Origin of the sequence: Planococcus beijingensis (assembly GCF_016820615.1) — a bacterium.
Classification (GTDB): domain Bacteria; phylum Bacillota; class Bacilli; order Bacillales_A; family Planococcaceae; genus Planococcus; species Planococcus notacanthi.
The window spans coordinates 27,479-45,521 of sequence record NZ_JADHDZ010000006.1 but is presented as its reverse complement, the minus strand read 5'-3'; the positions used below and the strand labels follow the sequence as shown (position 1 = coordinate 45,521).

Here is an 18,043-nt window from a genome sequence, read left to right as displayed (position 1 = left end):
CTCCTCTGTAGTCAGTTTAGTACCATGACGAAGATCCCTTGGAAGATTCCGATGAATCCTCCCAGAAATGCGCCCAATACGGTAATCATCTTAAATTCTCTCCGTGATATCCCAAGCACCAATTCTTCCAGGCGGCTGAGCGGCAGAGAATCGACTTGCTCTCTCACCATACCTTCCATATCAATCTTCAATATGGTTTCTTCCAGTTTATGCTCTGCTTGCTCAAAGACAAAGTCCGTCACAAGTGGAGTAATATTGACACTTGTCCATTCTAACCCTCCAGGCCAAGTCTCTGCAAGTGTTGCGTTTAAACGGCGGGATACCGCCGCTTTTTCACGGACATATTGTTTAACTGCTGCCAATGCCGTATCAAAGTCAAATTCCTTCAATAGTTCGTCGACTCGCCGGTCCTGCACTTTTTCCCATTCGCTGAATGCCAAGGTTCCCACCAATTCAAACGTGCGCGGCGAGTTAAGGAATTTGATGATTTCCGGTTGGATGCGATCGACTAATGGCCTTGACTCGCCAAGAAGCGAATGCAGCATATGGCCGAAACGCCCACGCGACTCCAGGAATTCATCCAGCAACGATTTGATGGTCTGTCTGCCATGCGGCGATTCAAAATAAACCGTTCCTTGATCGATCGCGTACTGTACTCCTTCAAACAACTTTGTTTCCGCTTCCGCTTTCCAATTGTCCGGCATCAGTTCACGAATGGTTTTCCCTTCAATATACGCTTGCAGCGAATTTTTCTGAAGCTCAACCAACTCATCCAACTTGCCTTCAATTTTAACATCCACACCGGTTTGTCCCGCTGCCAACAGCCAATCGTTAAATGATTTCGGAGAATCAAATACGTGTTTATTCAACTGCCGATTGATCCAGTTTTCTACTTTCACACGCATTTCATCATTGAAAAAACGTTTTTTGAAGGTTTCTGGAGTCAACAGATGCTCAACCACGGTGCGGCCCAATTGACGGGATAACTCATCTCTTCGTTTCGGAATCAATCCAGGCGTAAAGGGCATGCGCCATTTTCCAATGTATTTTGCTTCGTAAGGCCAGAATAGCATCTTGATCGCCAAGTGATTTGTCAGGCCACCGATCAGCGCGCCTACAATTGCCATAAAAACTAAAGTCCCTATAATATTCACTTTTGTCACTCATTTCTTTTTCTGCTTTGTGTATTTCCTGGAATCCCCTATAATAGAAAGAGTATAGCAAAGGGGGATCTGCATGCTTCAACATTTTAAATTTAAGCCGATGTTCGAAAATCGTCAACTGCCGGGGTGGGACATTTCCTTTTTCTATAAAAACGAACGGATCACTGGAGAATACCATCCGGATGGCAGCATCGTTTGGCGCTCTAAACCGCCTCAAGACGAAGAAACCATCAAAACAATGATTCACGAGCTGATGCTCTATCATGTATACGATTAAAGCGCTGGAAAGTTCCAGCGCTTTTTTTCGTCCGCTCTTTCAATTATAGGGAACACCGGAAGAATTGAACAGCGATAGCTTCTCGACAAATAAAAAAGGGAATGCCCCTTTACCCAACTGATTGGGTTTGGGACATTCCTGATTGGATTTTGTACATTTGGAAATAGGTGCCGCCAAGCTTCATCAATTCTTCATGAGAACCCGCTTCGGCAATTTCTCCTTTTTCCAGGACCAATATACGGTCAGCATTTTTAATCGTCGACAAGCGATGCGCAATGATGAATGTCGTTCTCCCTTTTTTAAGGACATCCATGGCATGCTGGATGATTTCTTCCGTTTCTGTATCGATATTGGAAGTTGCTTCATCCAGGATTAAAATCGCGGGATCAAATGCCAAAGCTCTGGCAAAAGAGACCAATTGCCGTTGACCGGAAGAAAGGGTACTGCCTTTTTCCACTACCGGCTCATCGATGCCTTTCGGCAAATGATTCAATACTCGATCGCCTCCGACTGCCGCCAGCGCATCGACCACCATTTCCCTGGTAATCCGTTCATCACCCAGCGTGACATTCGATTCGATTGTTCCACTGAACAGGTACGGATCCTGCAGCACAATCCCCATATGCTCCCTGACTGCTTGTCTCGGCATATCGTTGACATTGGTGCCGTCAATCGTGATGGCACCATCCGATACATCATAGAAACGGAACAGCAGGTTCATAATCGAGCTTTTTCCGGAACCGGTATGGCCGACTAAAGCCACTGTTTCTCCTTGCTTCGCTTCAAATGAAATATCTTTCAGAACATATTCCTGCTCCTTATAAGCAAACCAAACATTTTCAAAACGGACATTGCCTTGATAGCGAGCTACCTTTTTGTCCACTACAGGCTCCCCTTTTTGGTCCAGCAGGCGGAATACCCGTTCAGCCGCCACCAAAGCCTGCTCTAAGCGGCCGAACTGATTGACGATGCCGTTGATTGGATTGAAGAGACGGATAATGTAATCGATAAACGCATACAGGACACCGACCGTCACAACTGTGCTGCCCGACATGGAAGCTCCCCCGAAATACCAGACAAACAAAATGAACGTCATGGAGCGGAGCACGCCCACTAAGTTATAGGAAGCCGCTCCTTCAAGCACCAATAATTTCTTCTGGTATTTATAATGTTCATCGTTCAGTTCAGCAAACTCATCCTTCATCTGGCGTTCGCGGCGGAACGCCTGAATAATCGTCATGCCCTGAATCGATTCATTGATCATGGCATTCATTTCACTGACTTTTTCCCGCACCACATGATTGTAGCGGGCCGCATATTTTCGGTAGACCAGCATCCAGACATAAAGCAGCGGAATCAAAACCAGGGTCATCGCAGCCATTTTCCAGTCAAGGTAAAACAAGGCGATGTAAATACCGCCCATATACATGAAACTGGTGGCAAATTCAGACAAGACAGTCACAAACAAGTCACGGATGGCTTCTGTGTCATTGGTTATGCGCGATACCACCTTACCCGCCGGCAAATTATCAAAATAGCGGATCGGCAAGGTTTGTGTATGCTCGTAGACATCATTGCGCATCTTGCGAATAATCCGGTTAGCTCCCTTCTGCAAAAGAATGGATTGCCAATACCGGAAAATCGCCGTAACAATCGCCAATGCGAAAAACAAAGCCAGCAGATAAGCAATCGGTTCAAAGTCCAACGCATCTCCTGAAACGGCTATGTGGTTATCGATAATTTCCTTGGCAATCAGCGGCGCTGCCAAATCGGCAGCTACTGCAATCGCCAGCATCACCAACCCCAAAATCAGCACAGATTTAAAATTTAAAGCATATTGTACTAAACGTCTTCCTGTTCCCATGACTACACCTCCTCGATTTGCTGTCGGAGGTATTGTTCGTTATACCAGCCATTCGTTTCCAGCAAATCACCATGAGTTCCTTCTTCAAGTATCTTGCCATCTTCCAGCACCACGATCCAATCGGCGTGCTGTACTGCAGACAGCCTGTGCGTAGTGATGATCGTGGTTTTACCGGAACGTTCTGCCTGGATATTTTCAATGATGCGTGCTTCCGTTTTCGCATCGACGGCTGACAGCGAATCATCAAGAATCAGGATTTCCGGATTCTTGATCAAAGCACGCGCAATAGAAATCCGTTGTTTCTGTCCTCCGGATAAAGCTACGCCTTTTTCACCGACCAGCGTATCCAGTCCATTCGGCAATAAGGCCAAATCTTTTTCGAAATAGGACAAGCGCAGCGCTTCAATCAATTCTTCTTCACTGGCATCCGATTTTCCGAACAGGATATTTTCCCGGATTGTCCGTGAAAACAAGACATGGTCTTGAGGCACATAACCAATCCAACTGCGCAATTGGTCTTTCGTCAATTTCTTTAATTCAATGCCATTCATCAAAATAGATCCTTGTCCCATCGGATACTCTCTCATCAATTGTTTGACGAAAGTCGTTTTTCCGCTTCCCGTCTTGCCGACAATGCCGAGTGTTTGGCCACTGTTCATGGACAAATTAATGCCTTGTAGATTGATGGCGTTGGACTGTGGGTAAGTGAAACTGAAGTCCTTGAAGCCGATTCGTTCCGGCAGCCCTGTTATTGCAGGTTCTTTTGGATCCGTTACGTCTTCCGGATAATCCAATGTCTCATTGACACGGTCCAGGGAAGCATTGCCCCGCTGAAGAATATTGATCAGTTCGCCGATTGCAAACATCGGCCAGACAATCATGCCCAAATAGACATTGAAAGCGACCAGATCTCCAAGCGACATGGTTCCTTCTGCCACCAAAAATGCCCCATAACCGAGCCCGATCATATAACTGATAGCAGTCAGCACCTTGGTCACTGGAGCAAACAGCGCATCGATCCGCTCAACAGCCATGTTTTTCTCATAGACATCATCGGTCATCTCAGCAAATTGCTGCTCTGACGCACGTTCTTGGACATATGCCCGAATCACCCGAACACCTCCGACTGATTCCAAAACACTGTCGTTCATATCTCCAAACGCTTCCTGTGCTTCCATATAGCGCACGTGGATCTTTTTGCCCAGCATCTGAACGATAATTGCCAGGATTGGCAAAGGAATCATCGCCAGGAACGTCAATTCCCAAGACACCAGCATCCCCATAGCCACAATGATGGTCGCCATGTATAAAGTCGAGTCCACCAGCGTCAAAATACCAAATCCGGCTGTTTCGGAAATCGCCTTCAAGTCATTGGTTGAACGGGCCATTAAATCACCTGTCCGATTTTTCTCGTAAAAAGTCGGTGTCATCTTCAGGAAATGCCCCATTAAACTTGAACGCAATTGGCGTTCAATGACATAAGCTCCGCCAAACAATTGATACTGCCAGACAAAGTTGATGAAGTAAGCCAACACCATCGCCACAGCGAGAACAGCAATATACTGCCACATCAATTCTGCGGTCAGTTGTTCCTGTGCGATCGAATCGATGGCGACCCCAATCAGCCAGGGCGGAATAATTTCTATAATATTTGCAATGAAAAGCAGGCCGATAGCTGTAGTGTATCGCACCCAATTTTCTTTAAAAAACCATCTTAATTTCCATAACACGTCAAACATCACTTACGCCTTCTTTCTTTTTCCCGTCGGCTAATCGCCTTCTAACGATTCCTTGATCATGATTTTCCCTTTTTGAATTTGTTTCATCTCCAACATCTCCTCGTATTTTTTTATTTAAACAGTTAAAAAAACTGAATAAAACACAAAAAAGCGCACGCCTGGTTTATGGGCGCACGCTCATATAAACAAGACAAGGTAGTAGACCAGTCCTGTTTACTTCTAATTCCGAAATAAATTCAAAGAATAATAACAGAAGGGTCTGGCGATGATATTAAATTGATTGCAGTTGTATTTTTAAACTTTTTCATCGTCATTACCTCCTTTTCTCTTATCCCGCGTTAACGGTCAGTCCGATTTGATCAACTAACACTCAGCAGAAATTCGACACTGACTGAAGTTTCACTTTATTTGTTAAATCAAGAGTACCAAAGTCTTTTTTGAATTGTCAACATTTTTCGAAAATAAATTTTCCAAAAAATAGCGGATGTTTCATTCTGAGGTCCGAGGGTAATTTAGAACTAAGAGAATAAGGCGAGGTGAAAGGAAATGTATAAAAACATTGCAGTGGCTTATGATGGATCTGACGGAAGCCGGATTGCATTCGATAAAGCTGTTGAATTTGTTAAAGCGTTGCCCGATACCAAACTTTCAGTGATTTATGTCAATGAAGATTATCGTGAGAGTGTCGGTTACATGAGTACAGGCACTGCTTCAGCTCCCGTAATCTCAGCAAATGTCGACAGTAATTATGCTCAGTTCATGCCACCTGAAATTGGCGATGAAGGTTACCGGCCACCAAACGACTACGATAACTCAACAGTGGAATATTCAAAGCACATGCATAACTCTATCCAGCAGCAATTGGATATACATCAAATTAAAGCTTCCGTACTGGCTCTGGAAGGAAATGCAGCTAAAACGATTGCCGCTTTTATCGAAGAGCAGAAGATTGACTTACTGGTCATCGGCAACAGCGGAAAATCAGGATTGCAGAAATTCTTTGTGGGTTCAGTCAGCAAAAAGCTGATCAAAGATTCAGCCAGCTCCATTTTAGTCGTCAAATAAGAAACCCGGTCTGCTGGACTTATATAACCATCAGCAGAACCGGGTCTTTTTAGCATAAAAGTGAAAAACGATCACATTTTCATCACAAATTGAGCAGTTTAACTTTACGATAGATGGGTAAAGATTACTAGTAGCAAAATTCAGTTTGACCAATAGGAAGAAGGGATCACCCATGCCAAGACATACTGTTTATTTTCTATCTTCTCACCAGGACCGTGGATTGATGGCTGAAATTTGGGCTAATCGATTAATGCTTCCTGACTGGGAAATTCGCAGCGCTGCATGGACGCAAAGCCCTCAATCTTCTTTCAATGAAATTCCTTTAGAAGTAATGAAAGAAGTGATATTGGATTTGCCGCCAGTTGAACCACGCAAATATAATTCTGAAGAAGTGAGTGAAGCCGATCTGATCATCGCTTTACATGATGGAGAGTTGGAGCACGGAGATATCCCAACGGATTTACCGAGCCAAAAATTACTGCGATGGGACATTCGCAACCCCGAGCTGCGCAGTAGCGACAGCATTGAACAATGGGCGCTTTATCAGGAAATTTGCGACGAAATCGCTGTGAATATAAAAAACATGGAACCTTATTTCCGTGCAGATTACGTATAAAACCTTCACCGGTATATTGGTGAAGGTTTTGTGCGTCTTATAGATATTTTTCGCTAAATGTTATTCCAGAGTTCCGAAGGCGCCGGATCAGCTGAACGTTGCAACAGGAAATCTCACTTTTAGTTCATGGTCCACGAAATGGGCGCTTGTGCTTTTCTAACTATACAAAACTGCTCGGACCGGACTCCCATCCCCACCTTTAATCTTCAAGGGCAATGCCGCTAATCGGTAAATCCCTTCTGCTACATCATCGAGTACGATTCCTTCCAAGATAAAGCGCTGATGCCGGTTCATTGCCTGATGCATCGGCAATTCCTTGCTGGTCTCGGGATCGACCGACGGCACATCCACTCCTAAAAGATTGACTCCATTGTCAGCCAGCCATTGGGCAATCGATACATCGAACACTGGCCAGGTTTCTGGAAATACAGTTCTGTTTTTCCAGGAAGCCGTTTTCAACAAGACAGCTGTAACGCCTTCTTCTAGTGGTTTCAAATCAGATGAATTGATTTTTTTTAGTCCACTGACGTCCATGACCTGTGCTTTGCATAAATAAATATCCAATGGCAGTTCATGCGTTTTCAGCCCTTGGTCATCGTAATGAAAAGGTGCATCGATATGAGTGCCGATATGGGTACTGGTCTGCAGTTTTCCAACATTTACAGAGCCGCTTTCCTGCTTAGTCACAGAAAGGTCATAGCTAAACGGCACATCTCCCGGCCATTCCGGCGTAACGCCACTCAATTCCATGGAAATATCAATTATCTTCTCAGGTTTCATTCAAGCCACCACATTTCGTTCGTTGCTGAAGTTTTTATAAGTTTCATTTTCCATAATGCTCTTCAGCTTTTCTGCTACCTGTTCAACATCACTGAAGGATGTATAAAAAGCAATTGGCGCCAATCGAATAATGTTCGGTGCGCGAAAATCCGGAATGATTTTTGCTTCTTTCAAGGCTTTGCAGATTCTAGCGGCTTCCGGATGGGCAAAAGCGATATGCCCACCTCTGGCATCGTTCTCCATTGGTGTCACATCAACCAGTTCAGGAATCTGTTGGCCAATAAGCTGTCTTAGAAGAGTTGTCAGCTGCAGCGATTTTTGGCGGATTGCTTCAATGCCTGCTTCTTCGAACAGTTCCAGGCTGCCCAGAAGAGGGGCCATACTGAAAATATGCGGTGTGCCGATCTGATAGGCGCCTGCTCCTTCAGCTTTGGAAAATTCATGATCCATATCGAACTGGCGCGTCTTATCAGATCCGAACCAGCCAGCATTTCCTGGCAACAGGTGATGATGACGTTCATGCAAATAAAGGCCGCCAGTTCCACCCGGTCCGGAGTTCATGTATTTATAATGGCACCAAACAGCAAAATCCACACCAGCGTCATGAAGTTCGTGCGGCATAGCGCCAATTGAGTGCGCTAAATCAAAGCCCACTAGAATGCCTTTTTGATGGGCAGCTTCTGCAATTTTCCGGATCGGCAACAACTGGCCACTTCGGTACAACACAGACGGCAACAGCAATATAGCCACGTCGTCTGTCAGCTGTTCAATAATATCAGCCAGCTCCAGTGTATACCCGTCCCTGCTTCCCACTTTGCGCATTGCTCTCGCCGGATCCAGCCCCCGCAAACGGAGATGGCTTTCCACCGCGTAAATATCCGACGGAAAATTCAAATCATCCACGACGATTGCAAACCGTTCAAGCGTCGGCTGGAACACTGTCGACAGCATTTGATGGATGTTTGAGGTGATCGATCCCGTCACCATCACTTCATGCGACTGTGCACCTACTAAAGGCGCAACACGCGCACTCAACGATTCCGCTAACGTAAACCACGGATGCTCCCCTTCGGTCCATCCATCGATACCGAATGTCTTCCAGCTTTCCATCAAGTTCTGCAATGCTGTTTCTGCTCGCTTGGACATCAATCCAAGGGAATTGCCGTCCATGTACACCATTTCTTTCTCCACAAAAAACTCCTGTTTAAAATTCGCCAACGGATCCTGTTGATCCAATCTTTTGCCTGAATTCATTGCCATCCCCCTCTAGCCTTTAAATCGCATAAGCGACTGCGCCTAGAACTGCCGTCACCAGTACGACAATCCAAGGAGCCAGTTTAAAATAGACTAACATTGTAAAGGCGGTTATCGCAATTGCAAAGTCGACAGGGCCACGGATTCCTGATGTGAAGACAGGATCGTACAAAGCAGCCAGCAAAATTCCGACCACACTTGCATTAACCCCTTTCAATGCAGCTTGCACACCGGATTTTGTCCGGATTATACTCCAAAACGGCAAAGTTCCCACGATCAGTAAAAATGATGGCAAAAACATGGCAATTACAGCAATGACCACTCCCCATCCCCCATTCATCAATTGCCCCAAGTAACCAGCCAGGGTAAAGAGTGGTCCTGGAACAGCCTGTGCCGCACCATAACCGGCAATAAACGAATCCGGTGTCATCCAATCCGACACTACTTCACGCTCCAGCATCGGCAGTACAACATGTCCGCCGCCGAAAACAATCGAACCGACACGATAGAAGATATCAAAAATTGCAAAGGAAGTAGACTCGATAAACGGGCGGATCAGCGGCAATCCGATCAACAAAGCCGCAAAAATCGACCAAGCCGCAATGCCGGTTTTTTTGCCGAAACTTAATGCCAGCTTCACAGGTTCCGGTGCATCTTCCTTACGGTAAATGGCATATCCCAGGACGCCTGCTAGAACAATCACTCCAATTTGAGCCCAAGTGGTCGGTATTAATAAAATCACAATAGCTGCTCCTACGGCGATTGCAATCCGTTGCCTATCAGGTGCCAGATTTTTGCCCATACCTAAGAGAGCGTGCGCCACTACAGCCACCGCTACAATTTTTAACCCCTGTATCCATCCGCTGTCGAATGAACCATTGGTGACAAGCAGTGCAAACAATACCAATAAAATGACCGAAGGCATTGTAAATCCGAACCACGATAAAAACCCACCGAACATTCCGCCTCGCAGCATTCCGATGGAAATACCCACCTGAGAACTTGCCGGTCCCGGAAGGAATTGGCAAAGAGCCACTAAGTCTGCGTAGGCCTTGTCATCCAACCACTTTCTTTTCGTGACATACTCATCTCTGAAATAACCAATATGCGCTGCCGGTCCTCCAAAGGACGTCAGCCCCAATTTCGTAGATGCCTTTAAAATTTCTGCATAGTTGTTTTTTTTCTTAGCCATAGCCCTCTCCTTTAAAAAAATTATTCTCACTTCAAGTATAACCGTTTGCTTATATAAGCGAACATTAAATTTATGTAAAGATTATGAACCGACCTGTCATAAAGTCATTTACTATTGACATTGCTGAAAAAGACATTGATACTATTTAAAGACGCTTTGCTAATCTCTATTTCTGCATGCCTGTCGAATCGGGCTTATATTCGGGCCCAATTCAACATTACCAAAATACAGTCCACAACTTATATGATAGATAAAGATCATGAAGCGGCCCTCCTTTGAGGGTCGTTTCACTTTGTTTCAGAGACTTGGAGGCGGGAAACTTTATGGACCTGTATACAAATTTGCGCAAAGGGGAAAAAGGTGCCTGGATCAGTATCGGCGCATACGTCTTCCTCAGTGCCATTAAACTAACTTTCGGTTTTTTGGGTTCTTCTGAAGCCCTTAAAGCTGATGGTTTAAACAACTTGACGGATATTATCGCTTCAATCGCGGTCCTCGTTGGTCTGAGGATTTCCCAGAAGCCGCCGGACGAAAACCATCACTATGGACATTTGCGCGCCGAAACCATTGCCTCCTTGTTGGCTTCGTTCATCATGGCGGTTATCGGGCTGCAAGTTCTGATGAATGCGGTCCGTTCGATTTTCGAGCCGGTTGCTGATGTTCCTTCTTTATTCACCGCCTGGATCGCTTTTTTCTCCGCTATCGTCATGTATGGCGTCTATCGCTATAATTTAAAACTCAGCAGGGAAATCAAGAGCTCGGCGGTCCGTGCCGCAGCCTATGACAACCGTTCAGATGCACTGGTCAGTATCGGTGCCGGAATCGGAATCATCGGTGCAATTTTCGGAGCACCGATCCTTGATATCATTACAGCTTTCATCGTCGGGTTGATCATCATCAAGACCGCACTGGATATCTTCAAAGAGTCTGTCATTACCTTGACGGATGGCTTTGACGAAGATGAAGTGGAGACCTTGTCTGTGCTGGTAAGAAGAGTCCCCGGTGTCATTACACTGCGTGACTTTAAAGGACGCAACCACGGCAATGTCATGTTCATCGATTTGACGGTCAGTGTCGCTCCTAACTTGAATGTAGTGGAAAGCCATTGGATTACTGAAGAAATCGAACGCAAAATCCAAAAGGTGAAACCGCATTGCGTCATTCTCGTCCATATTGAACCGGATTATTCTTTTACGGCCGCTCAGGAAGATGACTTTGACGAATAAATGAAGTAAGATGCTCAAACACAATAAAAGTCCATGGCTTTTCGGAAGCCATGGACTTTTATTGTGTTTCATATACCGTTTTAGCCAATTTCACATCATGGTTAATAAAATCTTCCGCAATGGCATGGCGAATATTGCTTTCAAGCCTTTCTTTCATTTCAACATCAGCCACTTGTACTTCCACTTGGAAATCCAATGCCGAATTCCGGAAATCAATAAACCGAACATCGGCTTTTTTTTCAGGTATCCCTTTCATCAATTCCGCCGCCTTTATTGCGGCATCTTTGAGAATCCTTTCAATTCGTTCTGTATCGCTGCCGTATTCGACACTTACGACAACCCGAGCATATAATTGTGCACTGGAACGATTTTTAACGATTTGTTCGATAAAATACTGATTGGGAACTACCAATGTACCTTCTTTCAATGTCTCGATAACAGTTGATCTAAGTTTAATTTTTGTAATACGTCCAATCTTTTTATCGATTTCCACCATTTCACCGACTTCCATCGGCCTTTCAAACAGAATAATAATGCCTGATACAAAGTTGGCAGCTATATTGCGCACACCGAAGCCGATGCCGATTCCTAGAACACTGAACACGAAACCGAGAGCTGTTAAATCTAAGCCAACTGTCGTGAAACTGATGGCCAATGCCAGGAACATCACCACGTAATACAGAAGCCGATTAATAGTATAGCCCATGCCAATGTCAATATTGAATTGTTCATAAACAAACGGCATGACGTAATGGTTAAATGCTTTTATGAGGCGGCTGGCAAATGTCACAATCATTACAGCCACTATTATGAGCAGAATGGATATCTCCACTCCTTCTGTTTCGTAAAAAGGCAGCGTTAACCATTGTTCTCTGGAAAAATAGAAGAGGAAGAAAAGGATGCCTCCGTAGAGCACAAGCCAATTTAAGACATCTTCAATCACTGGGTAAATACGCTCTTTGAAATCTTTGGAAGGGCTCAGCTTCCTAAAGAGGAATAAAACCAGAGATTTTGCTATGAGTATCAATGCAAGATAAACGAAGAACATGAAAAATTCCCCGATAGACAAATTCCGTAAGAAATCAATTCCTTTAAACAACTGGCTGCTTTGCATCATTTCCCTCCTTTACCGGCTGATGACGGGCGATTCTAATAAGATATTATAAGAATGCCGGCCAGTGGCTTCAGCAAGTTGGTCGACCTTTCGTTGAAGCGCAATATGATCGTATGATTTCAACTGATTTTGATCGATGTTTTCCAGAATATAGCCGTGAACTTCCCATAGTTCTTGGTGATGCTGGCAGGGTGCAAGTTCAGCTGCCACTTTCAATGATTCCATCATGGAGGTCAAAACCGAGATATCTTCTTTTCCATAATGGGATAACTGGTAAAAAGTATTGTACAAGATATTTTTATAAGATGGAAAACGGTACAGCACCCGCTCACTTTTCTTGCCGCCCCCCAAAAGGAATGGGCCAGTTTTCAAACAGCCTAATTGCCCTAACAGGCGACCTAGCCGGATGATGATTTCATTGGCAGTGTTGGGATCGTTAATCCCAGGAGAAATAGCACGCAAGGCAACTTCGACTAGTTTTTGAATCGCAAAATCGAAATCCTGTTCAGAAGTCCTGGAAGTCCCGAGCGAATAAAATCTTGCAGCAGGAAGCTCCAACTCCTTTACTTTGTAAATATGAAAAATTGGCTTGCCTTCGTATACATAATCTCCAGTTTTGACAAGAATCTCTACTTTCAGGTCATGTTTTTCTGCGTAATCCACCAGCTTGCCAAAAGAAAGGTAGTGAATATAGCCTTCTTTTTCTGCCTGATGGATTTCTTTGATGCCAATCGGATTCCATTCTATTGCTTCTTCGTTTTCGCTTTCTTGCAATTCTCTGATTTTGGAAATAGCTCGTTCTGTATCTCCAATCAATTCATTGACTAATTGACCAACCTGCACATGGGTAGCAATGTAATGAATAAAGTAAGCAAAAGTGGAGAGACAGAAAAAGGCGATAACAATTCCAACAAACGTGGAAATCACGTCAGTACTATATAAATCATCTCTCATAAACAGCAATGATAATGTATTGTAAATGAAGCCACTGAGAAAAATCCCCAAAACTCGCCAGGTAATTTTATCGTGAATGAAATTTTTTAATGTTCGTGGTGAAAATTGTGAAGAATACATAGTCAGAACAACCAGTATTGTTGAAAAAGTAAAGGTGGTCATGGTCAAAAGTGCACCTGATAGACTCCCCATAATAGTCTTAGCCAGATCAACATTCGTCAATAAAATTGAAGGGATATAAGGCTTGAGTCTTTCAATGTATAAAAGATCAATATAGAAAAACGTAATCGACAGGAGAACTGCCATCAAGATATACAAAGCTGGAGTAAGCCACAGTTTTTCCTTCATCCAAAATGATAGCGACTTCATATTTCCTCCCCTCCCCTCTCTTGTCACGCCCTTTCTAATCCCCTTTCCCTTGATGGCTTTTGGACAAACAAAAAAGGCTGGATAGCTTCCAGCCCAGCTTATAGATAAAAGAATATTTATGTCGTTCAAAGGGTGAATATGCAATTTATTGTCTTTCTATTGGATCCTGCACTCCAGGCGGACGCTTTCCTGCGGGCTTGCGCTTCGGATCTTTGTATGAAGGAGTTACCAAGTTTATTAGGACGATGGTTTCCGGATCCTGACTAGCAGGCTATTTCCTTTGCTTGAAGCTACACGCCCCCGATCGGGCCGGCCACGGAGACTCTTTTGGGAGCAGCGCAGCGATGCAGGAGCACGGGTTTTTCCAGTGACGTGGAGGCTGAAGCTGAGCCCACGGAACGCGAAGTGGCGGGACCGGTTGGGGTATGCATTGCTATTCATTTTGGAAAGACTTTGTCTACAGTCTGAGGCTGGATAGCTTCCAGTCTTTTTTCATCTTCATTTGAGCAGCATCGGCAATTCCTTGACGCCGCGGACAATCATGCCCGGCCGCCAGTTTAATCTATCGCTGCCTGCAGCCAGTCTCATTTGAGGAAACCGTTTCAACAGACTGGCGATGGCAATTTCCCCTTCCAAGCGCGCTAGAGGTGCTCCAAGACACATATGAATTCCTTTACCAAATGCCAAGTGCGAACTTTTTTCACGCTCGATATTGAATAGCTCAGGATGTTCGAATTGCGCTTCGTCATGATTTGCAGAATTCAACGACACTACCACCAAATCGCCTTTTTTCAGTTGTTTTCCTTGAAACTCAAAATCTTCGCCCGCCCATCGCGACGTACTGAATTCTACAGGCCCATTGAAGCGCAAAGATTCTTCGATGGTTTGAGTAATCAGCTCAGGCTGCTGTTCCAACAGTTGTCGCTGCTCGGGATGTTCCATCAGGGACAGCACTGTATTGCCGATCAAATTCACCGTGGTTTCATGTCCGGCGATGATCAACAACGTCACTACACCATACAGCTCGCGTTCGCTCAACCGGTCACCTTCTTCCTCCGCTTGAATGAGGCTGCTGATCAGATCATCTCCCGGTTGCTCCCGGACTTTCGCAAACCACTGTCCCAGGTATTGGACAAACTCATTCATGTGCTGATAGACAGTAGCTCCCAGTTCTCCACTAGTCCCTTCAATTAGTGAATTGGACCAAAGCCTGAATTTATCACGGTCAGCCGAAGGAACACCCAAAATTTCGCAAATGACAATAATCGGCAAGGGAAAAGCATATTCATCAATCAAGTCGACTTGACCTTTTCCTTCCATATCCGCTAATAGTTCATTCGTTATTTCCTGGATCCTGCCCCGCATACCCGAAATCATTTTAGGCGTAAAAGCTTTTTGGGCAAGTCCGCGCAGCCGTTTGTGATCCGGCGGGTCAGCAAATAGCATGTTTTGTGTAAAGACACTTAACATGTCCATACTGTCCCCATAGATTTTCGACATATCCTTAATAAAACGGGGGTCTTTCAAGACTTCTTCTGCGTCTGCATATTGCGTCACCATCCAGCCGCTCTGGCCATCGGGAAAACGAACCGCGTGCACAGGGTCCTCTTCCCGTAATTTGCTGTAAACCGGATAGGGATTTTGTGTAAATTGTTCCGAAAACAAGCCGTAATTACCGGTACGGTCTGAAGTCATTGCCACTCCTCCTTTTTCCTTTTCTATACCCCTCCTCCATTGGAATCATCTCGTTCAAATTTACCAAATTCTCCTATATGTCATTCCTTCAATTCATAGCACACTTTGCTTTCCACTAAACACGGGTTTGCGTTTTTCCTTAAAAGCAGAGACGCCTTCCAAATGATCTTCTGTCGTAATCATCATTGCTTGCGTGATGCGTTCCTGTTCCAGGATTTCCGCCAATCCCATCGTCGCCGATTGATCTGTAATTTTCTTCATCAGCCCGAAGGCTTTAGCTGGGCCATTCGCCAATTTTTCAGCAAAGCGGAAGGCCTCTTGCTCCAATTTTTCCAGTGGATGCACATGATTGATGATGCCCCATTGATGAGCAGTTTCAGCAGTGATCGGCTGTGCGTTAAAAAATAATTCCTTGGCGCGGTAAGGGCCGATTAGGCGTGGCAGGAAATACAAACCGCCCCCATCTGAAATCAACCCCACTTGAGAAAAGCTCATAACAAATTTGCTGTCTTCAGCCGCTAAGATGATGTCGCTCGCCAAAGCGATGTTAAAAGCAGCTCCTGCTGCAAAGCCATGGACCGCTGCGATGATCGGCTTTTCCAGTGAACGCATCGCCAATACCACTTCGTTCAATTTTCCGATATGGTCATATGTTTCTTGAGATCCCGCTTGGCCCATCGTCTTCACATCTCCACCTGCAGAAAATGATCTGCCTGCTCCTGACAGGATAATTGCCCGGATGTCCGGATTGCTGGCAGCGCCCAGTATTTCACGATGTAACCCTTCAATCATTTCAGGGCTGAATGCATTCAAACTGTCAGGCCGATTCAGTTGCAGCGACAGTACAGCCCCTTGCAATTTAACGTTTAAGTGTTTGTTTTCCATTTTGTTTCCCCCTCAATCTTATTTGATAACCAATTTTCCATCTTCTAGCCAAGGCACAAGGTCGATCAATCCGCAATTAGCAATAAAATCAATTTCTTCTTCAAATCCACTGCGCATCAGCATTTCTCCCACCCGTGAATCCTTCAAAATTTTTTCTGCCTGGTGAGCATTCGAACGGTAAAAAAGACGCGCTGCTTTTGCCGAATCCGTCAACTCCCAATGGTTTGTTTGGTTCATCAGACAATCTATAAAATACCCCGCGCCATATAAATCCTCCATGCAAAATTCTCCGCCTGATCCTGAACAGACGGCGACAATCGTTTCTCCACGATGGACTGCAACTATCTTCTTTGCCACTGCCTCCCCATTCAACAAACTAGCGGTGTACACTTTCTTTGCAGCAGCAGATTTTCGTATGGCTACGGTGCCATTTGTGGTCGACAGCAGTACGGTTTTCCCTTTGATTTGCTCCTTCAACTGCAACGGATTTGGATCTAAAAAACCTTCGATGGTCTTGCCGTTGTATTCCCCGACCAAACAAAAACTGTCAGTTTCTCTTCCTTCCGCCTCACGGAGCGCTTCATCGCCATTCAATACCGGCACAACTTCTTTTGCCCCATGCCAGAAACAGGCGGTGATGGTCGAAGTCGCCAGCAGCACATCGAATATCACTGCGGTTTTATCTTCTTGCATTTTGGCATCATCAATCTCTTCTTTTTTCAACAACACATGAAGTTTCGGCACCGATTCACTCCCTTTTCGCTGTCGCCAACGCATGCTGCATCAAACTTTTGACAAATTGGTCAAAATGAGAAAAACGCGAATCCTTTGTTTGTCCTTTTTTATAACGGTAGTAGATTTGCTGGATGATCACAGCCAACTTGAAGTACGCGAACGTTGAATAAAAGTTCATATTTGAAACGTCCCGCCCACTTTTTTCACCGTAGCTGGTGATAAATTCATTGCGGCTATAAAACCCATCCAATATCGTAACCGGCGGTTTGCCGAGCCCATTTTTCAGCAATTCAGGATCATCTCCCTGAATCCAGTAGCTCATTGCCACCCCTACATCAGCCAGAGGGTCACCAACTGTTGTCATTTCCCAATCAAACAGTCCTGTGATGTCAGAAAAATCTTCCGAAAATAAAGCGTTGTTCAATTTGAAATCATAATGGATGATGGTGGGTTCCCCGGAAACCGGAATGTGTCTCAGCATCCACTCTTTCAACTGCTCGACGCCTTCAATGTCGTCAGTCCGGGCGCGTTCATAACGCCCAATCCATCCTTCCACTTGGCGTTGCATAAAGCCCTCAGGTTTTGCAATGTCTGCCAGTGATGTTTTTTTGTAATCCAGCGCATGAAGTTCAACAAGCAAATCGACCATTTTCTCCGAAATTCTTCGTCCCAACTCTTTTGTCGGTTCTATGCCTTCCGGTAAGTCCGTATCCAATACGATGCCATGCCGCCTTTCCATCACAAAAAAGGGACTGCCGATTATGGATTCATCAGCTGAAAATACAAAGGGCTTTGGCGCTGTTTTAAAAACCGGATGCAGAGCCGAAAGAATTTTGTATTCACGCTCCATGTCATGTGCTTTCGGAGCGACTGGCCCTAAAGGCGGCCTTCTGAGAACAGCTTCCCAGCCGCCGATTTGCAAAGCATATGTTAAGTTCGAATGGCCGGTACCGAACTGGCGGACTTTCAATTCCCCTGACGGCAGATCATCAATTTGACTGCGCAGAAAACTTTCAAGCGCCGGATAATCCAATTCTTCTCCAGCTCTTACCTGAATCGTCACATTTTCCTGTATCGACATGTCCTTTCACCTCTTCAACTAAATTTCCCTGCTT

The 18,043-nt window shown here is 45.0% G+C and carries 16 protein-coding genes; 4 read left to right on the top strand and 12 right to left on the bottom strand.

Annotation, left to right across the window (positions count from 1 at the left end; translation table 11 throughout):
* Positions 1–11: 11 nt before the first annotated feature.
* On the bottom strand, positions 12–1,127 hold the full coding sequence (locus IRE19_RS14475; RefSeq protein ID WP_203340954.1) for a DUF445 domain-containing protein: 1,116 nt from the start codon (positions 1,125–1,127) through the stop codon (positions 12–14).
* 109 nt (positions 1,128–1,236) lie between these two features.
* Here IRE19_RS14475 and IRE19_RS14470 point away from each other — a divergent pair, with 109 nt between their 5' ends.
* Positions 1,237–1,440: a YheE family protein gene (locus IRE19_RS14470; RefSeq protein WP_146559143.1), complete on the top strand. Its 204-nt coding sequence runs from the start codon at positions 1,237–1,239 to the stop codon at positions 1,438–1,440.
* Between the two features lie 109 nt (positions 1,441–1,549).
* Here the strand turns inward: IRE19_RS14470 and IRE19_RS14465 are convergent, their stop codons facing one another.
* Together IRE19_RS14465 and IRE19_RS14460 are read right to left on the bottom strand one after the other, a co-directional pair.
* On the bottom strand, positions 1,550–3,304 hold the full coding sequence (locus IRE19_RS14465; RefSeq protein ID WP_191716615.1) for an ABC transporter ATP-binding protein: 1,755 nt from the start codon (positions 3,302–3,304) through the stop codon (positions 1,550–1,552).
* A gap of 2 nt (positions 3,305–3,306) precedes the next feature.
* Positions 3,307–5,043 (bottom strand): ABC transporter ATP-binding protein, encoded by a 1,737-nt coding sequence (locus IRE19_RS14460; protein ID WP_203340953.1) that lies wholly within the window; start codon positions 5,041–5,043, stop codon positions 3,307–3,309.
* Between the two features lie 546 nt (positions 5,044–5,589).
* Between IRE19_RS14460 and IRE19_RS14455 the strand changes: the two genes are divergently transcribed.
* On the top strand, positions 5,590–6,108 hold the full coding sequence (locus IRE19_RS14455) for a universal stress protein (RefSeq protein WP_191716617.1): 519 nt from the start codon (positions 5,590–5,592) through the stop codon (positions 6,106–6,108).
* 172 nt (positions 6,109–6,280) lie between these two features.
* Entirely contained in the window at positions 6,281–6,724 is a 444-nt protein-coding gene (locus tag IRE19_RS14450; protein ID WP_191716618.1) for an arsenate-mycothiol transferase ArsC, read from the top strand.
* Positions 6,725–6,880: 156 nt separating this feature from the next.
* Here the strand turns inward: IRE19_RS14450 and kynB are convergent, their stop codons facing one another.
* The 3 genes from kynB to chrA are packed head-to-tail and all read right to left on the bottom strand — an operon-like array spanning position 6,881 to position 9,950.
* Positions 6,881–7,504 carry an arylformamidase gene (gene kynB / locus IRE19_RS14445; RefSeq protein WP_203340952.1) on the bottom strand — a complete coding sequence of 208 codons (624 nt, stop codon included), beginning with the start codon at positions 7,502–7,504 and terminating at the stop codon, positions 6,881–6,883.
* Positions 7,505–8,758: a kynureninase gene (gene kynU / locus IRE19_RS14440; RefSeq protein WP_203340951.1), complete on the bottom strand. Its 1,254-nt coding sequence runs from the start codon at positions 8,756–8,758 to the stop codon at positions 7,505–7,507.
* Positions 8,759–8,777: 19 nt separating this feature from the next.
* Positions 8,778–9,950, bottom strand: a complete 1,173-nt coding sequence (gene chrA / locus IRE19_RS14435; RefSeq protein ID WP_203340950.1) for a chromate efflux transporter — start codon at positions 9,948–9,950, stop codon at positions 8,778–8,780.
* A gap of 323 nt (positions 9,951–10,273) precedes the next feature.
* On the opposite strand from chrA, the gene IRE19_RS14430 reads away from it, so the two are divergent.
* Positions 10,274–11,176, top strand: a complete 903-nt coding sequence (locus IRE19_RS14430; RefSeq protein WP_203340949.1) for a cation diffusion facilitator family transporter — start codon at positions 10,274–10,276, stop codon at positions 11,174–11,176.
* 58 nt (positions 11,177–11,234) lie between these two features.
* Here the strand turns inward: IRE19_RS14430 and IRE19_RS14425 are convergent, their stop codons facing one another.
* The 6 genes from IRE19_RS14425 to IRE19_RS14400 form a co-directional block, all read right to left on the bottom strand.
* Positions 11,235–12,293, bottom strand: coding sequence for a mechanosensitive ion channel family protein (locus IRE19_RS14425; protein ID WP_238943246.1), 1,059 nt, complete (start codon positions 12,291–12,293; stop codon positions 11,235–11,237).
* A 9-nt stretch (positions 12,294–12,302) separates the two neighbouring features.
* Complete coding sequence (locus IRE19_RS14420) at positions 12,303–13,757, bottom strand: DUF2254 domain-containing protein (RefSeq protein WP_238943245.1); 1,455 nt, start codon at positions 13,755–13,757, stop codon at positions 12,303–12,305.
* Positions 13,758–14,111: 354 nt separating this feature from the next.
* Positions 14,112–15,308 (bottom strand): cytochrome P450 family protein, encoded by a 1,197-nt coding sequence (locus IRE19_RS14415; RefSeq protein ID WP_203340948.1) that lies wholly within the window; start codon positions 15,306–15,308, stop codon positions 14,112–14,114.
* Positions 15,309–15,401: 93 nt separating this feature from the next.
* Complete coding sequence (locus IRE19_RS14410) at positions 15,402–16,193, bottom strand: enoyl-CoA hydratase/isomerase family protein (RefSeq protein WP_203340947.1); 792 nt, start codon at positions 16,191–16,193, stop codon at positions 15,402–15,404.
* A gap of 18 nt (positions 16,194–16,211) precedes the next feature.
* Positions 16,212–16,937 carry a 2-phosphosulfolactate phosphatase gene (locus IRE19_RS14405; RefSeq protein WP_203340946.1) on the bottom strand — a complete coding sequence of 242 codons (726 nt, stop codon included), beginning with the start codon at positions 16,935–16,937 and terminating at the stop codon, positions 16,212–16,214.
* A 4-nt stretch (positions 16,938–16,941) separates the two neighbouring features.
* Positions 16,942–18,009, bottom strand: a complete 1,068-nt coding sequence (locus IRE19_RS14400) for a phosphotransferase family protein (RefSeq protein ID WP_203340945.1) — start codon at positions 18,007–18,009, stop codon at positions 16,942–16,944.
* Positions 18,010–18,043 lie beyond the last annotated feature (34 nt).

Bases quoted from the DNA above. Each gene is read 5' to 3' on its own strand.
- IRE19_RS14475 (WP_203340954.1), bottom strand. From the start codon at position 1,127: ATGGCAATTGTAGGCGCGCTGATCGGTGGCCTGACAAATCACTTGGCG.
- IRE19_RS14470 (WP_146559143.1), top strand. From the start codon at position 1,237: ATGCTTCAACATTTTAAATTTAAGCCGATGTTCGAAAATCGTCAACTG.
- IRE19_RS14465 (WP_191716615.1), bottom strand. From the start codon at position 3,304: ATGGGAACAGGAAGACGTTTAGTACAATATGCTTTAAATTTTAAATCT.
- IRE19_RS14460 (WP_203340953.1), bottom strand. From the start codon at position 5,043: ATGTTTGACGTGTTATGGAAATTAAGATGGTTTTTTAAAGAAAATTGG.
- IRE19_RS14455 (WP_191716617.1), top strand. From the start codon at position 5,590: ATGTATAAAAACATTGCAGTGGCTTATGATGGATCTGACGGAAGCCGG.
- IRE19_RS14450 (WP_191716618.1), top strand. From the start codon at position 6,281: ATGCCAAGACATACTGTTTATTTTCTATCTTCTCACCAGGACCGTGGA.
- kynB (WP_203340952.1), bottom strand. From the start codon at position 7,504: ATGAAACCTGAGAAGATAATTGATATTTCCATGGAATTGAGTGGCGTT.
- kynU (WP_203340951.1), bottom strand. From the start codon at position 8,758: ATGAATTCAGGCAAAAGATTGGATCAACAGGATCCGTTGGCGAATTTT.
- chrA (WP_203340950.1), bottom strand. From the start codon at position 9,950: ATGGCTAAGAAAAAAAACAACTATGCAGAAATTTTAAAGGCATCTACG.
- IRE19_RS14430 (WP_203340949.1), top strand. From the start codon at position 10,274: ATGGACCTGTATACAAATTTGCGCAAAGGGGAAAAAGGTGCCTGGATC.
- IRE19_RS14425 (WP_238943246.1), bottom strand. From the start codon at position 12,293: ATGATGCAAAGCAGCCAGTTGTTTAAAGGAATTGATTTCTTACGGAAT.
- IRE19_RS14415 (WP_203340948.1), bottom strand. From the start codon at position 15,308: ATGACTTCAGACCGTACCGGTAATTACGGCTTGTTTTCGGAACAATTT.
- IRE19_RS14410 (WP_203340947.1), bottom strand. From the start codon at position 16,193: ATGGAAAACAAACACTTAAACGTTAAATTGCAAGGGGCTGTACTGTCG.
- IRE19_RS14400 (WP_203340945.1), bottom strand. From the start codon at position 18,009: ATGTCGATACAGGAAAATGTGACGATTCAGGTAAGAGCTGGAGAAGAA.